Source organism: Microbacterium sp. cf332 (assembly GCF_900102175.1).
Lineage (GTDB): Bacteria > Actinomycetota > Actinomycetes > Actinomycetales > Microbacteriaceae > Microbacterium.
Genome location: NZ_FNKN01000001.1, coordinates 1,285,926 through 1,306,200, shown reverse-complemented (window position 1 = coordinate 1,306,200; position 20,275 = coordinate 1,285,926). Strand labels below are relative to the sequence as shown.

At 73.0% G+C, this 20,275-nt stretch carries 16 protein-coding genes and 1 tRNA gene; 10 read left to right on the top strand and 7 right to left on the bottom strand.

What is annotated here, in order from left to right:
- The first annotated feature begins 156 nt into the window (after nt 1–156).
- The 4 genes from BLT21_RS06250 to BLT21_RS06235 all read left to right on the top strand — a co-directional run bounded on the left by BLT21_RS06250 (nt 157) and on the right by BLT21_RS06235 (nt 3,654).
- The gene (locus tag BLT21_RS06250) at nt 157–1,479 is read left to right on the top strand and encodes an LCP family protein (protein ID WP_256335939.1); all 1,323 of its coding nucleotides are present in this window, start codon (nt 157–159) and stop codon (nt 1,477–1,479) included.
- 95 nt (nt 1,480–1,574) lie between these two features.
- Nucleotides 1,575–1,663, top strand: a tRNA-Ser gene (locus BLT21_RS06245).
- A gap of 60 nt (nt 1,664–1,723) precedes the next feature.
- Nucleotides 1,724–2,800, top strand: coding sequence for an alanine racemase (locus BLT21_RS06240; RefSeq protein WP_091500474.1), 1,077 nt, complete (start codon nt 1,724–1,726; stop codon nt 2,798–2,800).
- A gap of 44 nt (nt 2,801–2,844) precedes the next feature.
- A complete protein-coding gene (locus tag BLT21_RS06235) occupies nt 2,845–3,654 on the top strand; it encodes a sugar nucleotide-binding protein (RefSeq protein WP_091500473.1) in 810 nt (269 codons plus the stop codon).
- Between the two features lie 13 nt (nt 3,655–3,667).
- On the opposite strand, the gene BLT21_RS06230 is transcribed toward BLT21_RS06235, so the two are convergent.
- A complete protein-coding gene (locus tag BLT21_RS06230; protein ID WP_091500472.1) occupies nt 3,668–6,751 on the bottom strand; it encodes a chitobiase/beta-hexosaminidase C-terminal domain-containing protein in 3,084 nt (1,027 codons plus the stop codon).
- A gap of 134 nt (nt 6,752–6,885) precedes the next feature.
- Nucleotides 6,886–7,509, bottom strand: a complete 624-nt coding sequence (locus BLT21_RS06225) for a TetR/AcrR family transcriptional regulator (protein WP_091500471.1) — start codon at nt 7,507–7,509, stop codon at nt 6,886–6,888.
- A 62-nt stretch (nt 7,510–7,571) separates the two neighbouring features.
- On the opposite strand from BLT21_RS06225, the gene BLT21_RS06220 reads away from it, so the two are divergent.
- Both BLT21_RS06220 and BLT21_RS06215 read left to right on the top strand, forming a co-directional pair.
- Complete coding sequence (locus BLT21_RS06220) at nt 7,572–9,638, top strand: beta-galactosidase (RefSeq protein ID WP_091500470.1); 2,067 nt, start codon at nt 7,572–7,574, stop codon at nt 9,636–9,638.
- A 62-nt stretch (nt 9,639–9,700) separates the two neighbouring features.
- Nucleotides 9,701–10,675, top strand: coding sequence for a squalene cyclase (locus BLT21_RS06215; RefSeq protein WP_091500728.1), 975 nt, complete (start codon nt 9,701–9,703; stop codon nt 10,673–10,675).
- A gap of 15 nt (nt 10,676–10,690) precedes the next feature.
- Here BLT21_RS06215 and BLT21_RS06210 read toward each other — a convergent pair whose 3' ends face one another.
- Together BLT21_RS06210 and BLT21_RS06205 are read right to left on the bottom strand one after the other, a co-directional pair.
- Nucleotides 10,691–11,974, bottom strand: coding sequence for a glycosyltransferase (locus tag BLT21_RS06210; RefSeq protein WP_091500727.1), 1,284 nt, complete (start codon nt 11,972–11,974; stop codon nt 10,691–10,693).
- A complete protein-coding gene (locus BLT21_RS06205) occupies nt 11,971–13,011 on the bottom strand; it encodes a glycosyltransferase family protein (protein ID WP_091500469.1) in 1,041 nt (346 codons plus the stop codon). Before BLT21_RS06205 ends, BLT21_RS06210 begins: the two co-directional genes overlap by 4 nt.
- A gap of 116 nt (nt 13,012–13,127) precedes the next feature.
- On the opposite strand from BLT21_RS06205, the gene BLT21_RS06200 reads away from it, so the two are divergent.
- The 4 genes from BLT21_RS06200 to BLT21_RS06185 are packed head-to-tail and all read left to right on the top strand — an operon-like array spanning nt 13,128 to nt 17,186.
- On the top strand, nt 13,128–14,255 hold the full coding sequence (locus BLT21_RS06200) for a glycosyltransferase (RefSeq protein ID WP_256335938.1): 1,128 nt from the start codon (nt 13,128–13,130) through the stop codon (nt 14,253–14,255).
- Nucleotides 14,252–15,370 carry a glycosyltransferase gene (locus BLT21_RS06195; protein WP_091500468.1) on the top strand — a complete coding sequence of 373 codons (1,119 nt, stop codon included), beginning with the start codon at nt 14,252–14,254 and terminating at the stop codon, nt 15,368–15,370. Before BLT21_RS06200 ends, BLT21_RS06195 begins: the two co-directional genes overlap by 4 nt.
- Nucleotides 15,367–16,380, top strand: a complete 1,014-nt coding sequence (locus BLT21_RS06190) for a glycosyltransferase (RefSeq protein ID WP_091500467.1) — start codon at nt 15,367–15,369, stop codon at nt 16,378–16,380. Before BLT21_RS06195 ends, BLT21_RS06190 begins: the two co-directional genes overlap by 4 nt.
- Entirely contained in the window at nt 16,377–17,186 is an 810-nt protein-coding gene (locus BLT21_RS06185) for a glycosyltransferase family 2 protein (protein WP_218125718.1), read from the top strand. Before BLT21_RS06190 ends, BLT21_RS06185 begins: the two co-directional genes overlap by 4 nt.
- Here BLT21_RS06185 and BLT21_RS06180 read toward each other — a convergent pair whose 3' ends face one another.
- From BLT21_RS06180 to BLT21_RS06170, 3 genes are all read right to left on the bottom strand, one after another.
- Nucleotides 17,187–18,428, bottom strand: coding sequence for a glycosyltransferase family 4 protein (locus BLT21_RS06180; RefSeq protein ID WP_091500465.1), 1,242 nt, complete (start codon nt 18,426–18,428; stop codon nt 17,187–17,189).
- Nucleotides 18,425–18,727: a DUF7882 family protein gene (locus tag BLT21_RS06175; RefSeq protein WP_091500464.1), complete on the bottom strand. Its 303-nt coding sequence runs from the start codon at nt 18,725–18,727 to the stop codon at nt 18,425–18,427. Before BLT21_RS06175 ends, BLT21_RS06180 begins: the two co-directional genes overlap by 4 nt.
- 85 nt (nt 18,728–18,812) lie before the next feature.
- Entirely contained in the window at nt 18,813–20,270 is a 1,458-nt protein-coding gene (locus BLT21_RS06170; protein ID WP_143024946.1) for a glycosyltransferase, read from the bottom strand.
- Nucleotides 20,271–20,275 lie beyond the last annotated feature (5 nt).

The window sequence follows — 20,275 nt, the reverse complement described above, 5'->3', positions numbered from 1 at the left end:
GACTGGGGGGCGTCACCACCTGGTATGCACGGGAGCGCTCACGGACTTTCCAGGCATCCGTCCCTATGATGAGTCGGTCACCGGGAGTGCGCTCTTGCGATGGTCGACGTCGTGACACCCGAACGCACTCCTCGTCTGCCCGTCGAGAGGACACCCGTGAGCGCACGTTCCGATGCGAAGGCGTCGCGTCGTCGCCGTCGTCCCGTCGCACGGCACGGGCAGCTGAGCTCGCCCAACCCGTTCACGCAGATCCTCGCCGTCCTCGGGGTGATGGTGGCCGTCGTCGTCGTGAGCGGCCTCGCCGTCGGCGGCTTCGCCGTCTGGGATGCCGCACGATCGGTCGCCGACAACAGCGTCGCGCTCGACGGCGACGACCTCGAGCAGCTGCCGCCGACGATCGGTGAGATCGAGGGCGGCGTGAACATGCTGATCGCGGGCACCGACTCGTGCGAGGGGCAGGACCTGGCGCTCTTCCCCCGGTGCGGCATCGACGACGACGGCGGCGAACGCAACGACGTCACGATGCTCGTCCACATCAGCGACGAGCCCCGACGGGTCACCGTGGTCTCGTTCCCCCGCGACATGATCGTGCCGATCCCCTCGTGCCCGGACGGCCAGGGCGGGCGGCACCCCGCGATGAGCGCGCAGATGATCAACGCCTCGTTCGGCTACGGCGGCCTGCCGTGCACCGTGCTGACGGTCGAGGAACTGACCGGTATCGACATCCAGTTCGCGGCGTCCATCCGGTGGACCGGCGTCATCAACATGTCCGACGCGATCGGCGGCGTCGACGTGTGTCTTTCGCAGGACGTGAGCGACCGGCACACCGGACTCGACCTCAGCGCCGGCACGCACACCCTCGTGGGTGCCGAGGCCCTGCAGTTCCTGCGCATGCGACACGGCATCGGCGACGGCTCCGACCTCGCCCGCATCTCGAACCAGCAGCAGTTCATGAGCTCGATGGTGCGCAAGCTGCAGTCCGACGCCGTGCTCGCCAACCCGCAGGCCCTGTTCAGCATCGCCACCACGGCGCTGCAGCAGGTCAACAGCAAGCAGCTGCAGCTCAGCGAGACCCTCGCCAGCCCGACGCGCATGGTGCAGATCGCCATGGCCGTGAAGGACGTGCCCTTCTCCGACATCAACTTCCTGCAGTACCCCACGACCTACGCCTCGGATGGTCTGCGCGTGCTGCCGAACACCACGTCGGCCGACGTTCTCTTCGACGCGCTCGCCGAGAACCGCGCGATCCAGCTGACCGGCGATCCGAGCCAGGGCTACGGCGTCGAGGTGGTCGGCGAGGCCGGGCAGCCCGGTGCGACCCCCGACCCGGCGGCGACGACCCCGCCGGAGGGCGAGGGCGAGGTGGCCGATCCGAACGCGACCGGCCAGCCGGAGACGCCGACCGAGTACGTCGAGCTGCCGAGCGACATCTCGGGCTCGAGCGCCGCACAGGTCACGTGCACGGTCGCCGAGCAGTAGGAGACCCGAACCGGGGGCGGCCCTCGATTCGGAGCCTGCCTCAGACCGGGCTATGATTGCCGGGTGCATCCGCGCCGTCTCGCGTCGGATGCCGTGGAGACGTCGCATAGTCAGGCCTAGTGCACCACCCTGCTAAGGTGGAGTCCCCGTAAGGGGACCGAGGGTTCAAATCCCTCCGTCTCCGCACTGACAGAAGCCCCGGTCCGCCGGGGCTTTCGTCGTTCCTGGGGGTTAGCCTGACGGCATGGACACCCCCTACGTGCGGATCGATGCGGCCGTGCTGCGCCGCAACATCGACCGGATGGCGGATGCCGTGCGCGCGCGGGGCCTCGCGCTGCGACCCCATGTGAAGACGCACAAGATCCCGCGCATCGCGCAGATGCAGCTCGCCGCGGGAGCCGTCGGGCTGACGGTGGCGACGATCGGCGAGGCCGAGGTGTTCGTCGCGCACGGTGCCGACGACGTGTTCATCGCCTACCCGCTGTGGCTGACGCCGAGCCGGGCGGAGCGCCTGGCGGTCCTCGGCGCATCGGCGCACGTCGCCTTCGGCGTCGACTCCCCGGAATCAGCGGCGCACGCGGCCGCGCTGCTGCGCGCGGCCGCGGCCGATGTCGAGGTGCTCGTCGAGATCGACAGCGGGCACCATCGCAGCGGGGTACGGCCCGAGGCTGCGGTCGCCGTCGCCGAAGCCGCGCGAGACGGCGGGCTGCGGGTGGCCGGCGTCTTCACCTTTCCCGGCCACAGCTACGCGCCGGGTGCGGCGGCGACGGCCGCCGAGCAGGAGCGGACGGCGCTGCTCACCGCGTCCGACGCTCTCGAGGCCGCGGGGTTCGAGGTCGGACGACGCAGCGGCGGGTCGACGCCGAGCGCGCTGCTCACCGCCGACGGCGGGGCCACGGAGGTGCGACCCGGCGTCTACGTCTTCGGCGATGCCCAGCAGCTCGCGCTCGGGCGCTGCGAGCCCGCGGACATCGCACTCACCGTCGCGGCGACGGTCGTGAGCCGGCATGCGGCTGAGGACGGCGGCGCCCGCGTGGTGCTCGACGCGGGCAGCAAGATCCTCGGCAGCGATCGGCCCGCGTGGCTCGAGGGATTCGGAGCGGTCGACGGCCTCCCGGGCGCGGTCGTCGTCGCGCTCTCCGAGCACCACGCGACCGTCGCCTGGCCGGCCGGGCGTGCGCTCCCCGATCTCGGTGACGTGGTGGCGCTCGTCCCGAACCACGTCTGCCTCGTCCTCAACCTCGTCGACGAGGTCGTGGCCGTCTCGCCCGACGGCGCGGAGGAGCGCTGGCCGGTGTCGGCGCGGGGCCGGAACTCCTGACGCCGACCGACCCCGGACGGTCCGGGCGCTGGGAGGATGAGGAGATGACTGCTCGACGGACGCTCCTGGTCGGTTCCGGCAAGGTCGGCACGCGGCTCGGCGCGAGCCTGGTCGACGCGGGGGAGGAGGTCGTGGCGATCCGGCGGAGCGCCGACGGCATCCGCCCCGACTTCATCCCGATCGTCGCCGACCTGTCGGCACCGCTCGATACCGCCCTGCCGGCGGTGGACGCGATGGTCGTCACGCTGCCGCCCGGAGATCACCGGGGCTTCTACCGGACGGCCCTCGAGCGCATCGCGCAGGCTCTGCCGAAGACCCCTGCGCGCACGGTGTTCGTCTCGTCGACGCGGGTGTTCGAGGGGTGGGACGTCGACCGTCCACTCGACGAGGACGACGAGCCGCGCCCCGCCGGTCCGCGGGGCGACGAGCTCGTCGACGGTGAGCGGGCCGCGTCGGAGCTGTTCGGTGCCGTCATCCTGCGGCCCGCCGGCATCTATGGGCCGGGGCGCGAGCGCCTCATCCGTCAGGTGCTCGCCGGCGACCCCGTCGACTACGACCGTCGCACGAACCGCATCCACGAGGCGGACCTCGTCCGGGCGATCATCCGTCTGCTCGCGGTCGCCGAGCCCCCGGCCCTGCTGCACGGCGTGGACCGTCGCCCGTCGACGCTCGGCGAGGTGGTCGAGTTCCTCGCCGAGCGCCTCGCGGTCGCCGCCCCGCCGCGGGCGGAGCCGCGCCCCGGCGCCGATCGCGGCAAGGTGCTCGACGGTTCGCGTCTCGCGGCGCTCGTCGGCGAGCTCGAGTTCCCGACCTATGTCGAGGGCTACGGCCGCATGATCGACGACCGGGGCTGATCCCGGGCCGGGGTCACTCGACGGGGGTCAGGGTCACGGCGTCGACGAAGGCGGTCGCGTCGCCGGTAGCCGCCGACCCGCGGAACGTGATCTGCCGGTCGCCCGCGCCGACCGAGAACACCGCGGAGGTATGAGCCGTGAAGGCGTTGCCCGGGGGAGCGAAGCTGTCGACGACGACCCCGTCGACGAGCACCTGCACCGTCTGCACGGCGCTGTAGCCGGGCCGGCGCGATGCCTGGTAACTGAGGGTGTAGTCGCCCGCGGCCAGGTCGATGGTCTGCGAGAACGCACCGTGCTCGCCGTTGCGCGATTGGAGCAGCGCCGTCTGCAGGCCCTCGGGTGCGGTAGGGGCGCCGAACGCGCTGCCGTTGCGCTGGATGCCCGACCGGCCCGTGAACGACCAGCCCTCGGTGAACGGCGCCGACTTCACGCCGGTCGTGGCCGGTGCCTCGAAACCCGTGTTCGCCAGCTGTGCGGGCTCCGGCGCCACGGGGGCCTCGATGCGGACCGCGTCGAGGAAGGCCGTGCGGTCTCCCGAGGGTGCCGTGGCACGGAACGTGACCGTGTGGCGACCGCCGTCCGAGGTGAAGGCGTTCGTGCGCTCGGTCGTGTACGAGCTGGTCGACCCCACCGTGAACGATCCGACGACCGTGTCGTCGTAGAGCACGTCGAAGCTCTGGGCGGGATAGCCAGACCGTCCCGAGAGGGCGAACACGACCTGGTACTCGCCCGCTGGGAAGGCGACCTGCTGCGAGATCGTCCCCTGCACTCCGGCATCCGTCTTCAGGTAGCCGACCTGCTGCCCCTCGACGGGCGCGGGAGGGCCGAGCGGCCCCTGGGCGTTCTGGATGCCCGAGCGGGTGTCGAACGTCCAGCCGTTGGTGAACGGACCGGTGCGCGAGCGCGTGCCCGCGGGCTTCTCGAAACCAGCGTTGTTCAGCGTGACGAGCGGATACGACCCCGGCAGCTCGGGGCTCACGTAGCAGCGCTGCGTGCCCGTGGGGTTCGGGTCGCCGAGGGTCGCCGCGTCGCACGAGACCGGCCCGGTCTTCGCCTGGTAGGTGAACAGCCCGTCGCCGCCGAAGGCGACGCTCTGCTGGCCGGAGAAGGAGCAGGTGCCCCCCTCGTTCGCGCAGAGGGTGTACCCGTCCGGCCCCTGCGAGACGCCGCCGACCTTGAACAGGCGGCTCGTGATGCCAGAGGTCTGCAGGCCGCTCGCGAACGCCGCGGCACGATACAGCCGGGTCGAGCTCTCGGCCAGGATGATGGGGCGTTCGTAGAGCGTCGAGGCCGCGGTGGGGGCCGACCCGTCGGTCGTGAACCGGATCTGCGCGCCCGGCGTCGACGTGGTCAGGGTCAGCACCTCGGCGCCCGGGTAGACGCCGCTCTCGAGGTCGAACTGCACGGGGTCGACGCGCGTCGCCGAGAGCTGCGGCGTCACGGTGACGAGCGCGATGCCCGACGACGTCGGGTCTGCGGTGCTCGTCGCGCGAACGGCGACCTTGCGCTCGGAGTCCACTGCGGGCGGGGTGTAGACGCCCGCGCTCGAGACGGCGCCGTTGCCCGCTCCCTCGACCGACCACGTGACGCCGGCGGCGCCGTCGAGCACGTCGGCCGAGAGCTGCAGCGTCGACCCCGAGGCGACCGTCGGGTCGGCGTCGCCGAGACGCACCTGCACCGCGGGGTCGGCCGTCGTGTAGATCGCGAACGAGTAGCCCTCGTCGAGGTCGTCCTCGAACGACGTGCCGGCGGGGATCGTGGCCGAGACGGCGGGCAGCAGGGCGTTCTCGTCGGGAACGAGGTCATCGGAGTAGACGACGCGGTGGAAGTCCGCGTCGATGGCCGTCCCGCCGAAGTCGACCGTCAGGTCGGTCGGAGCGGCGCCCTTCGACTCCACGAGCACCGTGTAGTCGCCCGCACTGTCGCGGAAGGCCGCCGTCCGGACGTCGGACGAGCTCGACGTGGACTGCAGCACGTCGCTGTGCGCCGGGATGTAGCGGTTGAGCAGCCCCGCCGACAGGAAGGTCCGTCGCGGCTCGAGACCGAGGACGACGGAGTCCCACATGTTGTAGGTGCCGTTGGTGTCGCCGTCGGGGTCGACCGTCCACGTGCCGTTGAGCTGCCAGACGAGCATCGAGTGCAACCCCAGGTTCGCGCCGGCGATGACGTAGTTCGCGTATCCCGAGTTCCAGCCGCTGGCGTCGTCGGCCGACCAGCCGAACTCCGACATGTTCACGGGCTTGCCGCCCGCGACGCTTCTGCGGGCGTTGATGCTCGCGGGGACGGAGGCGTACGAGTCGCCGTAGGTGTGGAAGCTGTACTGGTCGAACGCGTCACCGCCGTTCTGGGCCATGTACGTCGTCCAGGCGGGTGCCCCGGTCTCCTCCGGTCCCCAGATCTCGACCTCGTCACGCAGTCCGTCGGCCACGAGTCGTTCGTGCACCGCCCGCGCCATGTCGACGTAGTACGCCTGCTGGTCGCCCGGGGCCTCGAAGTCCCAGCTGCCGTTGGGCTCGTTGTAGTAGGTCAGATACCGGACGTTGTCGTATCCGCGGACGTTCTTGAGCTGGTCGATGAGGGCGGATGCGGAGGCCGCGAACGCGTCGACGTCGGCGGGCGCGCTCGTCCACGGGTCGATGCCCGGGATCGAGAACCAGTCGTGCACGGCCGAGCCGACCTTCCAGCCGAAGTTGAGCTCGATGTCGGTGCCGGCGGCCTGGAAGGCGTCGACGTAGCGGTAGAACGCCTGCATGCGGTCGCTCGTCCAGGTGTAGACGCCCTTCTCCTGCTCCATCCAGTCGGTCTGGAACCAGACGCGGGCGACCTTGGGTCGGACGGTCGCGATGCGTTCGGCGTCGACGGCCCAGTCCGCTTCGGTGTAGCCGAATCCGCGGGAGCGCTCCATGAGGCTCGAAGGGATGACGTTGACGCCGATGCCCAGGAAGTCCTCCTGCACGACGGCGTCGGTGTCGATCGTGATGGTCGCGGCGTCGGCGGCGGAGGCGGGCGAGACGGTGCCCGCGACGGCGGAGGCCGCGACCACCGCCCCGACGATCGTGAGCGCCGTCCAGCGGCGCGGGGTGCGGGGGGAGGGCATGCGTGCTCCATCGTCATCGAGGGACCGGATGAGCGCAGGAAGTAGTGAAACTACTACGGAGCGCCTGGATGGGAGCGTAAAGCAGGGACTGCTCGCCCACAAGGGGGCTGTTTTTTAGGTTCGCGGTAGTCAGGCTACGTTCTGGGCGATGGCGCGAGCGCTGAATCGGGCTCGAGCAGGCGCGCGAGCAGCAGCCGCATCGAGGCGACGGGGTCGGTGTCGTCGGTGAGCCAGCGGATCTGGATGCCCTCCCACCCGCTGATGACGAGCTCCGCCAGCGCGCGCGGATCGTCGTGGGTGTCCAGGCGTCCGCGTTCACGATCGTCGGCGATCGCGGTGGCGTACGTCTCGGTGACCGCGCGGTAGCGCTCGCGGAGCCAGGCATGCGCCTCATGCTCGGGGTGCGTCGCCTCGGCGGAGACGATCGAGAACATGCGCACGAGCTCTCGCCGCGCCAGATTCCGCTCGACGATGGCGAGCACGCTCGGGATGAAGCCGTCGCGGGCGGCGCGCTCGGCGAAGTCGGTGTCGGCGGCGTCCTCCTGTTCGAGGACCGCGGCCAGGAGCGACACCTTCGTCGGGAAATGGTGCATGACCGTCGTCAGGCCGAGGTCGAGCTGCTTGGCGATCTGACGCAACGAGCCGCCCCGGTAGCCGTGCGTCCCGAAGACGAGGGTCGCCGACGCGACGATCTCGGCGCGGCGTGCGGCGCTCTTCGCATACGGCCCGCGCGGGTGAGCGGGGGTCTCTGGCGGCATGTCCCGAGCGTAGAGCACATCAAACCCGTGCAGATGCACGTTTTTGGGTCTACGCTGATCGCATGGCAACGGACGACACGACGTATCGCTGGGTGAAGGACGGGGCTCTCGGCCCGGGGAGGATGCGCTACGGCGCCGACTACAACCCCGAGCAGTGGCCCCGCGAGGTGTGGCAGGAGGACGTCCGGCTCATGCGCGAGGCGGGGGTCAACATCGTCTCGCTCGGGATCTTCTCGTGGGCGCTCCTCGAACCCCGCCCGGGCGAGTGGGACTTCGGGTGGCTCGACGACGTGATGGACCTGTTGCACGCGAACGGCATCGACGTCGACCTCGCGACCGCCACCGCATCGCCGCCGCCGTGGCTCGCGAAGCGGCATCCCGAGATCCTGCCGCAGACGATCGACGGCACGACGCTCTGGCCCGGTTCCCGTCAGCACTGGCGTCCGACGTCGCCGGTCTTCCGCGCGCACGCCCTGCGGCTGACGCGCGCGCTCGCCGAGCGGTACGCCGATCACCCCGCGCTCGTCGCGTGGCACATCTCGAACGAGCTCGGGTGCCACAACCTCTACGACTTCTCCGACGACGCGGCGCGCGCGTTCCGGGTGTGGCTCCAGGACCGGTACGCCGATCTCGATGCGCTCAACGAGGTGTGGGGGACCGCCTTCTGGTCGCAGCACTACGGCGAATGGGACGAGATCCTGCCGCCGCGCGCCGCGCCGACGCAGCGCAACCCCGGACAGCAGCTCGACTTCGAACGCTTCTCGTCCGACGCCGTCCGCGACCACCTGCGCGCCGAGAACGCGGTGCTCGCCGAGGTCACCCCGGGCGTGCCGCGAACGACGAACTTCATGGTGGCGCAGAACGTCCGCGACATCGACTACGCGTCGTGGGTCGACGATGTCGACTTCGTCTCGAACGACCACTACCTGCGTCCGGGCGAACAGGGGCGCGACGACCTCTCGTTCTGGGCCAACCTCACCGGCAACCTCTCGGGCGGCCGGCCGTGGTTCCTCATGGAGCACGCCACGAGCGCGGTCAACTGGCGGGCGGTCAACCCGCCCAAGCGCCCGGGCGAGCTCGTGCGCGACGCCCTGACGCACGTCGGACACGGGGCCGACGCGGTCTGCTACTTCCAATGGCGGCAGTCGCGCGCGGGCGGTGAGCGCTACCACTCGGGGATGCTGCCGCACGCGGGCGCCGACAGCCGGGTCTTCCGCGACGTCGTCGACCTCGGCACGCAGCTGCGCGATCTCGCCGTCGTCACCGGGAGCCGTCGCGAGCGCGCGCGCATCGCGCTCGTCTTCGACTACGAGTCGTGGTGGGTCAGCGGACGCGACTCGCATCCGTCGGAGTCGCCCGCCTACGACGTCGAGACGCTGCGGTGGTACCGCGCCCTCCTCGACCTCGGTGTCCGCGTCGACGTCGTGCCCGTGTCCACCGACCTCGACGGTTACGAGCTGGTGCTCGCCCCCCTCCTCCACGTCGTGCCGGCGGCGCTGCGCGACCGGCTGACCGGATTCGTCGAGGCCGGGGGACACCTCGTCACGACCTTCTTCTCGGGCGTCGTCGACGAGCACGACCGGGTGTGGCTCGGCGGCTACCCGGGCGCGCTGCGCAGCCTGCTCGGGATCACGGTCGAGGAGTTCGCTCCGATGCTCCCCGACGAAAGGGGGGCGCTCTCGACGGGGGCCGAGGTGCGCGACTGGAGCGAGCGCATCGCGCGCATCGAACCCGATGTCGAGGTCGTGGCCTCGTACCGGGGCGGCGATCTCGACGGTGCGCCCGCCATCACGCGCCGCCGGGCCGGGCTGGCCGGTGGCAGCGCGACGTACGTGTCGGCGGCGATCGACCGCAGGGCCGCCAAGGAGCTGCTGCACGACCTCGGACGCGACATCCCGGCGCTGACTCCGGACCCGCTCGCAGCCGGGGGCTCCGTCGACGTCATCGTGCGGACGGGCCGGGGCGGCCGGTACGTCTTCCTCGCCAACCGGACCGACGACGAGGTGGCCGTGGCGGCGGCGGGCGACCTGATCGCCGGGGCTGCCCGCCGCGACCGAGACGACGCCCTCGTGGTCGCGCCGCGCGGCGTCGCGGTCGTGGCCCAGACGCGGGACGCCCTGCCGGCGTGACCGTCGCGGGAGCGACGCAGACGGGCTGTCGCTCCCGCATCCGCGCCGTCACAATGGTGCGCATGACCGACCTCGACCGTGTCGTGCCGTGGCTGCTCGACTCCGATCCGTCGCTGCGCTGGCAGGTCGAGCGCGACCTGGCAGACGCTCCGCCGACCGTGTGGCAGGCCACGCGGCGGCGTGTCGCGACCGAGGGCAACGGCGCCCGGCTGCTCGCGCAGCAGGGCGAGGACGGCCAGTGGGAGGGCGGCGCCTACTTCCCGGCGGGCTTCTTCGACAGTCCTGAGGCGGCCGCACCCGGGCAGCCGTGGACCGCGACCACCTGGACGCTGAAGGACCTGCGCGAGTGGGGAGCGGATGCCGCTGCGCTCGGCGACACGGCGGAGCGGCTGCGGCGCAACAGCCGCTGGGAGTACGACGATCTGCCGTACTGGGACGGCGAGATCGACGTCTGCATCAACGCGTACACGCTGGCGACAGGAGCGTGGCTCGGAGCCGACGTGGCGCGACTGGTGGCGTGGTTCCCGGAGCATCAGCTCGCCGACGGAGGCTGGAACTGCGAGGCCGAGGAAGGCCGCTCGACGCGCGGATCGTTCCACTCGACCCTCAACGCGCTGCGGGGCATGCTCGCGTGGGAGCAGACCACCGGCGACGCGGACCTGCGCGCCAGCCGGCATCGGGGCGAGGAGTATCTGCTGGCCCGGCGTCTCGCCTTCCGGGCCTCGACCGGCGAGCCGGTGGGAGACTTCGTTACCGACCTCGTCTACCCGGGTCGGCACCGCTACAGCGTGCTCGCCGCGCTCGACCACTTCCGGGCGGCGTCGCTGCACGATGGCACGCCTCCCGACCCGCGACTCGCCGACGCCGTGGCGATCGTGCGCAGGGCGCGTCGCGACGATGGCGCGTGGCATCAGGGCACGCCGCTCGCGGGCCGCGTCTGGTTCGAGATCGACGTCGCCGCGGGCGAGCCGTCGCCGTGGCTGACGTTCCTCGCGCTGCGCGTGCTGCGTTGGTGGGACGCGGCTGCGGCGCGCTGACCGGCAACGCGGGACTCAGCCCCACCCGCCCAGGTAGGCGGCGAGGTCGGGCTCGTCGTCGACGATCCCGATGTCCGTCGTCGACACCGACGCCGCCGGGAAGAGGTCGGAACGCTGCCAGCGCTCGGCGCGCGCGCGGGCGCGCGCGGAGACGACGCGCACGAGCGGCTGGCCGGTGGGCGAGGTGAGGGTGATCCCGCCCAGCCGTTCCCGCTCCAGGCGCGCGACCGCCGACGTGAGGACGTCGCTCTCGGCGGCCACCCGGATCGGCCGCAGCAGCTCGACGACGAGCCGCACGCGATCGAACGCCACGCCGGCGTCGGGCCCGTTCGGCTCGAGGCGCGTCGCCGCGCGGACCGCCGAAGCGTCGAGCGCGGCGAGCGTGCTGTCGACCGCGAGGAATCGCTGCCCGGCACTCGCCCCCGGCGGGGGGACGACCTCGATGTCGGCATGCGCGGGGCGAATACCCCTCCCGGCGGAGCCGGAGACGGGGATGAGATCGCTCAGTCGGATGGTCTCGGCGTTCCGCCGCGCGACGGCGCCCTCGTCGCGGCCGGCGGCGTCGGGTCCGTCATGCCAGGCGACGGCAGCCGGCACGTGGGCGAGCAGCGCGCCCCGCAGCCACGCACGGTAGGTCCATTCCCAGTCTTCGCCGCCGTAGGTCGTGAACGTCTCGTCGAACCCGCCCGCCGCGTCGAACATGACGCGTGAGCAGGCGATGACGGCACCGATGACGTGCCGGTAGCTTCGGTCGTCGGCATGCAGCAGGTTCTCGCTCCGCCGGTACTCGTCGGCGAGCCAGGTCGGCTCCGGCAACGCCCGCCGGGCGGCGTCGGCGGCGAGCCGCTCGGCGGAGACGCCGGCGAGGGCGGCGTGCCGGCGTCTCCCGACCGACACGCAGTCGGGGGCGAGGGCGGGCAGACGGGTCAGCTCGCGGACGAAGGAGGGCTCGGGTGCCGTGTCGGCATCGAGGAACACCAGCACATCCCCGCGCGCCGCAGCGGCGCCGAGGTTGCGGACCGCGGCCAGCCGGAACCCGCGATCGTCGTGGCGCACGAGCTCGACCCCGTCGGGCACGACGGGAGGCTCGGGCGATCCGTCGTCGGCGACGATGACCTGCAGCCGGTCGGCGGGGTGATCCTGCAGCCGCAGCGCACCCAGGGTCAGCGCGAGCTGCTCGGGCTGGCGGTAGTGCGCGACGATCACCGAGACGGACGGCGCCTCGTCCGGCCATCGCCCGTCGAGGAGGTCCCAGCGGTTGCCGGGAAGCGCCATTCCCCGGGGCGGGGCCGGCGTCATCGCGACATCCCGCGCCACCAGGTGAGGTACGACGCTGCCGTATCGGTGAGATCCGGCCGCAGTGGGTGTCCCGGCGCCAAACGTGTTGTCCGGGGGTCGCGCCACGCGGCCGTGAGGCGATCGGCCAACTCGGGCGGATCGAACAGCGTGGACGTGCCGGGGCGCAACCGGTCCATCTCGTCGCTGTAACGCGACCGGACGATGAGCGGGCGACGGCCGGCCTCCATCCAGTCGAGCATCGACCGCGACGCCGACACGTGCTCGTGCGCGGCAACGGGGATGCCGGGGTCGCGAAGCCGGCGGGCGAACTCGTCGTCGTCGAGGAAGCCGCTGATCTCGAACCTCGCCCCGAGGTCGTCGGCCAGGCGCTCGAGGGCGTCGACGTCTCCGTCGTGACCCGGCGACGCCGACCCGAGGGCTCGGACGACGGCGTCGCCCACGGGGTGCCCGCCGGCGCGGAGCGAGGTGACGGCGGCCGCAGCCGCGCGCAGCGCGACTTCGTGGCCCTTGCCCGGATAGACGAACCCGGCGATCAGCACGATCAGATCGGCCGGGGCGGTCGCGGCGGGGCTGTCGGGGGCGACGGGCACGCGCGTGCCGAGCGGGATGACGGCGGGCCGCAGTCCGGGGTCGAGGTGCTCGGCGACGAGCGACAGCTCGTGCGCGCTGTTGACCGCGACAGCCGTCACGGCGTGGAAGAACCGGCGGTAGGCCGCGACCCGTCGGTCGTACTTGTCACCGTCCGAGTGCTGCGGCAGGTCGTGGAGCGTCAGCGACAACCGACACGAGCGCGAGAGGGTCTCGACCGCGTCGGCGGCATCCTCGAGGCTCGAGCCCAGCAGCCGGTCCGTGGCGTGCAGGTGGACGCGCTCGCCGTCCCCGACCGCGCGCAGGGCCGCTTCGAGGTCGGTGACCGCCACGACGCGCGTGCTCGCGTCGAGGCGGTGCGCGGCGGCGGCGACGTCTGCGCCGTAGTCGGTCACCCCATGGCCGGCGGGGCCCCAGACGAGGCAGAGCGTTGGGGCATCGGTGGGCATCCGGTCATCGTTACCGTTCGCCTGTGCTTCGCGCAAGTACACGTCGCGGGGGTCCGCGCTCCGCTAGCGTCCGACTCGGAGACCCCCTCATCCGAGGGAGTCCAGCAAGGAGAGCCGTGACCATCCTGACCGCCAGCGCGCCCCGGGACGAGATGTCCGGCGCGCCCGACGTGCGTGTCGTCGCGGTTCCGGCCGGCCATCCCTACGTCCAGCGCGTCACGGATGCCGCGGGCATCGCGCTGCTCCCCGACCCGCCGGTGCCGGGCGCGGCCGAGGGCGTCTGGTGGCCGCCCGTGGCCCTCGATCCCGACTGGATCCGCGCGAACGGCGACCGGGCCGACGTCCTGCACGTTCACTTCGGCACCGAGTCGTTCGCGGCCGGGCACCTCACCGCGTGCGTCGAGGCGGCGCACGCGGCGGGCTGGGTCGTCGTCTTCACCGTGCACGACCTCACGCATCCCCAGCTCGTCGACCAGCGCCCCTACGCCGCGCAGCTCGACGAACTCGTCCCTTGCGCGGACGCCCTGATCACCCTCACGACGGGCGCCGCCGCCGAGGTGCGCGAACGGTGGGGACGCGAGGCGGTCGTGCTGCCGCACCCCGCCATCCTGCGCGAGGGCGCGTCGCCGACGGTCGTCGCGCTGAGCGAGGACCTCCGCGTCGGGATGCATCTGAAGGACCTCCGTCCCGGGACCGACGGTCCGGAGAGCGCCCGCACCCTCGTCGCCGCCGTCGAGCGGCTGCGGGAGCAGGGGCGGCACGCCGTAGCGGAGATCCGCATGCACCGGTCGGTGCGCGACGAGATCGCCCGCGACGAGGTCCGCGCCGCCGTGGCGGGTCACCCGTACGCGGTGCTCGTCGAGCAGGGCCGTCTCCCCGACGCGGCGCTGAACGCGGCGTTGGGCGGGCTCGACGTGTGCGTCCTGCCGTACCGCTACGGCAGCCACTCGGGCTGGCTCGAACTGTGCTGGGATCTCGGGGTGCCCGTCGCAGCGCCGGATGTCGGCCACTTCTCCGATCAGCACGACGACGCGTCGACGGCCAGCTTCCATCCCGGCGACGTCGACACGCTGACCGAGGCGCTGCACGCGCTGCTGTCGCGTCACGAGGCCGCCCGGCCCGGGTCGATCGCCCGCGCCGAGATCATCGAGGCGCGTCGGGCGCACCGGCGCGAACAGGACGCGGCGACGGCCACCGCGCACGCCGCGCTGTACCGCCGACTCCGCAGCGAGCGCGCCTCGTGAGCGGCTCCGTGCTGCGCATCGCCGTGATCGCCCCGCTGCGGTTCCCCATCCGCCGGCCGCACGCGGGCGGTCTCGAGGCTGCGGTGTGGTCGGAGGTCGAGGCGCTGCGGGCGCGCGGCCATGAGGTGACCGTCGTCGCGGTCACGGGCTCGGAGCACGTCGAGAGCGGCAGCGTGTGGGAGATGCCCGAGCTGGCGTGGGACGCCGGTGCGGCACGCACGGACAAGACCTATCCGCCCGCGTACGAGACGCTGAGCGTGCCCATGCTGCGCCGGGCACTCGAGACGATCGGCGCGCGGGCCGGCGACTTCGACGTCATCTCCAACCACTGCTTGCACGCGCTGCCCCTGCAGATGGCCCCGCAGCTCGATGTGCCGATGGTGACGACCCTGCACACCCCCGTCGACGACGATTTCGTGCGCGCCCACCATGCGGCAGCGGGTCGCGGCAGCATCTTCCTCTCGGTGAGCGAGCACACCCGGCGCGAATGGCAGCACGCCGGCGTCGCGTCTGCGCTCCTGTCGAACGGCGTCGATCCCCGGGTGTGGGCGGCGGGCCCCGGCGGCGACGAGCTCGTCTGGTTCGGCCGCATCGTGCCGGAGAAGGCGCCGCACCTCGCGATCGCCGTCGCGCGCGCCCTGGGACGGCGTCTCACGATCGCCGGTCGGGTCGGCGACCGCGCGTACGCCGAGGAGGTCTTCGGGCCGCTGCTGGGTGATGACATCACCTTCGTCGGCGAGCTCGACCCGTCGGGTCTCGCCGAGCTCGTGGGACGGTCGGCCGTCGCGCTCGCCACTCCGGCCTGGGCCGAGCCGTTCGGACTGGTCGGGCCGGAGGCTCTCATGTGCGGCACCCCGGTCGTCGGCTTCGCCGTCGGCGGGGTCCCCGAGATCGCGGCGGCGAGCGTGGGGATGAGGCTGGTCGGCGCCGGCGACGTCGCGGCGATGGCGGAGGCCGTGGAGGAGGTCTGGGACCGGGCCGGCGACCCGCTGTTCCGCGCCGCTGTCCGGGCCCGTGCCGTCGAGTGCTTCTCGCTGGACGCCCGGACGACGGCGCTCGAAGAGGTCTTCGGCGCGCTGAGCGCGGAGGCCGCGCCCGCCGAGCTCCCGGCATGACGGATCGCCTCGGCTGGTACGTCCACCATCACGGGCGCGGGCACCTCACCCGGATGCTCGCGATCGCCGCGCACCTGCCCCTCGACGTCGTCTGCTTCAGCTCGCTCGCCGAGCCGACCGGGCTGCCGGCGAACGTCTCGTGGGTGGCGCTGCCGCGCGATGACGACCCGCAGCCGACCCTTCCCGCCGACGACCCCACGGCCGGCGGCCTCCTGCACTGGGCTCCGCTGCGGCACGAGGGCCATCGTGCGCGGCTCGCCGCGATGGCGGCGGCGGTCGCGACGGGCCGCATCGGGGCCGTGGTGGTCGACGTCTCGGCCGAGGTCACCCTGTTCCTGCGCCTGCTCGGCGTGCCGGTCGTCATCATCACCCAGCCCGGTGACCGCGTCGACGAGCCGCATCGCCTCGCGTTCGCCGCCGCCAACCGGGTCGTCGCGCCGTGGCCCGACGGTGTCTACGCGCCCGCGCACCTGACGGCTCTGGGCGACCGCGTCGTCTTCGTCGGCGGCATCTCACGGTTCGCGGGACGCCCACGGCCCGCCTCGCGCGGTTCCGACGGCACGGTCGTCCTGCTCGGGGGCGGGGGCGGGAGCGACGTGTCCGAGGCGGACATCGCCGACGCCGAGCGCGCGACCGCACGGCCCTGGCGCACGCTCGGCGCCGGCGGGGCGCAGTGGAGTGCCGACCCCTGGGACGCGCTGACGACGGCATCCGTCGTCGTGTCGTGGTGCGGTCAGAACGCCGTCGCCGATCTCGCCGCCGCCGCGGCGCCCGCGATCGTGATCCCCCAGGATCGGCCGTTCGCGGAGCAGCGCGCCACGGCCCGAGCCCTGGGGCATGCGGGGCTGGCCGTCACGGTGGACACCTGGCCCGCCGCGGAGCGGTGGCCCGGGCTCCTCGACGCGGCAGCCGCCCTCGGTGACGACTGGGGCGTATGGCGGATCGACGGAGCCGCGGAGCGCGCGGCCGAGGTTATCCTCGCGGAGACCGGCGCGGGGGGCCGATCATGAACGAGGTCGCCGTCGTCACGCTCTGCTCCGCGCCGCGGCTGGCCCACCTGCGCAACCAGCTGCGCGCGACCGCGGGAGTGCCGCGCGTGGTGGTGTGGATCGGCGACGACGAGGCGCCCGACCTCGACGCCGAGTGCGTCGTCCACGTTCCTCCGGGTGCCGACGGGCTCCGGCTCGCGGCCGCGCGCAACGCCGGTGCCCGAGCCGCCGAGGCGCTGGGCGCGCGTCTGCTCGTCTTCCTCGACGCCGACTGCGTCCCCGGCCCCGAGCTCATCGAGCGCTACCGCAGCGCGGCGGCGTCTCATCCGATGGCCGTGCTGTGCGGTCCCGTCACCTACCTCGCCGCGGGAGCCGGACTCGATCCGGCGTCCCTGCGCGCGGCGACCGCGCCCCACGCCGCCCGCCCGGCCCCGGAGCCGGGCGTCGTGCAGCCAGCCGCGCCGGCGGACTATCCGCTGTTCTGGTCGCTGTCGTTCGCGACCGCATCCGATGTGTGGCGGCAGATCGGCGGCTTCGACGAGGCGTACGAGGGATACGGGGGAGAGGACACCGACTTCGCGTTCTCGCTCCGCGCCGGGGGCGTGCCGATGATGTGGGTAGGCGGCGCCGACGCGTACCACCAGTACCACGAGACGTCGTCGCCGCCGTGGCAGCACCTCGACGACATCCTGCGCAACGGCGCCCTGTTCGCGCGCAAGTGGGGCGAGTGGCCGATGACCGGTTGGCTCGAGGCGTTCGCGGCCGGCGGGGCGATCGAACGCGACGCATCCGCCGAGGGCGGCGGCTGGCGCCGCGTTCCCGTCTGATCAGACGCGGGCGGGCACCCGACGCGACGGCAGGAGTCCGCTCGCCGCGGCCAACAGATCGGCCGCCACCGGGTCGGGGGCGAACTCCGCGACCTGGGCCCGCGCGTGCTCGGCCAGCGTCCGCGCCCAGGACGGATGCCGCAGCGCCACGGTGATCGCGGCGGCGAGGCGATCGGGGTCGGCGGGCGGCACGCTCTGACAGTCCCGGCCGTCGGTGCAGAAGTCGTCGTAGCCGCTGCCCGAGGTCACGATCAGCGGAGTGCCGGCGGCCTTGACCTCGAGAGCCGCGTTGCCGAAGCCCTCCCAGCGCGACGGGCACAGCGCGACATCCGCCCGCGCGATCGCGCCGTACAGCTCGTCGCCCCCGACGTGCCCGAGCCACACGACCCGGTCGCGGGCCGACGGGGGCAGCTTCTCGAGCAGAGCCGCGCGCGTCGGCTCGTAGCGCGCGTCGGCACCGGCGCCGACCAGCACGAGTCGGGCGCGGGGAAGGTCGCGGTGCACCGTCGCGAACGCGGCGAAGGCGTCCTCCACGCCCTTACGTCGCTCGCTGCGGCCGACGAACAGCACGATCGGGCCATCGGGCTCCGGCCACGCTGCCGGCGTGTCGGCGCGCACCGCCGCGGTCGCGACGGCCTCGACGTCGATGCAGTTGCGGACGACGCGCGCCGGCGGCAGCCCGGGATACAGGGCGCTGGTCCGCGCGAGCATCGCCGACGAGATCGCGATCAGTCCGGTCGACCGGTACAGCTGCCGCCGTTCCGCGGCAGCCTGGCGCGCACGCGGGAGACGCGTCGCGAGGGGCATCCTCTCGGGGGAGAGGCCCGACACCTCGTCGGCGAGCCGGACGCCGGTCGCGAGGTTCGTCAGCAGCGGGGCGGATCGGGGCAGACTCGCGGCGAGTCCCGCCCACTCGGGCGCGAAGACGACGTCGTACCCGCCGCCGGCGAGGTACGCGCGTCGTACCCGCCGCGCGCCGTGGTCGCCCCGACGGTGCCGCGCCGCCCCGCCGTCGTCGACCAGCCGCACACCGTGGCCGGGGTCGGCGGACGGTCGATCGACGCCGATGTCCGACCCGGCGTCCGGCTCGAGAGCGAGATCCACCGCGACCCCCTGACGGACGAGTGCGGGCAGGAGGGCGGCGTAGTGGCGGCCGATGCCGCCGGTGTACCCGGTGATTCCGGCGTACTCGGGGGTCGCGACGAGCCAACGCTGCGCGGTCTGAGCGGTCTCGCCGGTCATGAGATGTCGATCGGGAGGGTGCCGAGCGCGAGCCCGCCGACCGAATTGGCCTCGGTCAGCATGGTGCGGATGCGTCGCGGGTCGGTGGGCACGGGACGCGGTGAGGTGAAGTCGAACCGCAGCGGAATGGACCGCTCGAGCCAGATGATCGTCCGCCCGCGTCCGTCGCCGTGCGACCAGCTCACCGTGAAGCCCTCGCCCTCGCCGAGCTTCGTGGCGATGACGAGCTGGAGGTGGGCCAGCAGGTCATCGGGCATGGCGACGGCGGAGTGATTCGATCCGTATCGGAGTCTTCCCATCGGCACCCGCCTCCCTCGTGCCCCGACAGGGTGCACCCGACGGCGGGCGTTCGGGCTGCCCCTTGACGAGCCGGGGCAGCGAGGGTTATCGGCGCGGGCGCGGCACCCGTCGCTTCGCGGCCGCCGCGATCCTGCGCGCGGCGGCGAGTACACGCCGCGCCCCGCCGCGCACCCGCCGTCGACGGCGCGCGGCGCGCAGCACGGCCGCCCAGCGCCGGCGGATGCGGACGTCGTCGTACTCGGCCGCCGTTGCCCTCGCCTGCTCGCGCATCCCCGCCCGTCGCGCGGGTTCGAGCGCGGCGGCGGCGCGGACGGCGTCGGCGAGCGCTGCGACGTCGCCCTCGGGCACGAGCCATCCGTTCACACCGTGGCGGATGAGCTCGGCCGGACCGTACGCGATGTCGTAGGCGATCGGCAGGCATCCTGCGGCCATCGCCTCGAGCAGCACGAGGCCGAAGGCCTCGGATCTGCTGGTCAGCAGCAGCACACCGGCCGCGCCCAGCGCGCCCGCGGGGTCGTCCGTGTGACCGTGGAAGCGGATCAGGGGGTCGTCCGAGGCGAGCGCTGCCAGCTCGCCGGCGCGCGAGCCCGTGCCGTACACGTCCAGGGGGATGTCGGCTGCCGCCGTGCCATGCACCTCGAGCATCGCCGCGACCGCGTCCTCGATCCGTTTGATCGGCTCGAGCCGTGCGATGACCACGGCCCCGCCGCGGTCGGTGTCGGCGGGCAGTGCCGCGGGATCGATCGTCCGTACCGGGTGGGCGACGTTGGTCAGGAACGGTCCGGGGCCGACGATCGCGCGGACGTCTACCGCCTGCGCCTCGGTGGCGAAGGCGACGGCGTCGAAGTCGGTCAGCCGCGAGAACACCGGTTGCCGCGAGGCGCGGACCGAGCCCGGGGTCGGTCCGCGGTGCGAACCGTGGACGACGTGCACCGTCGTCACCCGACGGCGGTGGTACCCCGCCGCGAAGGGCGCGACGGTCTTGCTGTCGACGATGAGGAACGCCTCGTCGCCGCCGATGAGGTCGTCGAGCCAATCGGCGTAGAGATCGTAGCGGCGGCGCCACGACCGTACCGGGCGCCCGGTCGTGTCGCGTGCCAGCAGGGTCCGGCCGCGCTTGCCGACGCGACGTTCCGACAGCGCGATCGTCCCGTCGGCTCGCAGGTGGTCGATGTCGCGTGGCTTGCCGTCGTCGGCGAGACGCAGCCGCCGCAGTTCCACGCCGTCGGCGGCGTCCACCAGCACGTCGTCGTCCGCGGGGTCGAGCGGTGCCGGTGCGTCGGGCGGCGTGCCCGCCGGAGCGACGGTTCCGAAGCGAGCCCAGTCGTACAGGTTCCGGATCCGCACGCCGGCGGCGCCCGGCACGGCCACGGGGTCGAGCGGCCAGGCGCGGTCGTCGAGGGTGAGCACGTCCACGGAGGTGCCGGCGGCGGCGAACAGACGGCTGCGATCGAGCAGTGCGGTCGTCATCCCCCCGTAGGGCGCGGCGATGCCCCACGTCAGGGCGAGGTGTCGCCCGTGTGGCAGGTCGGGTCCGGCCATGCGCA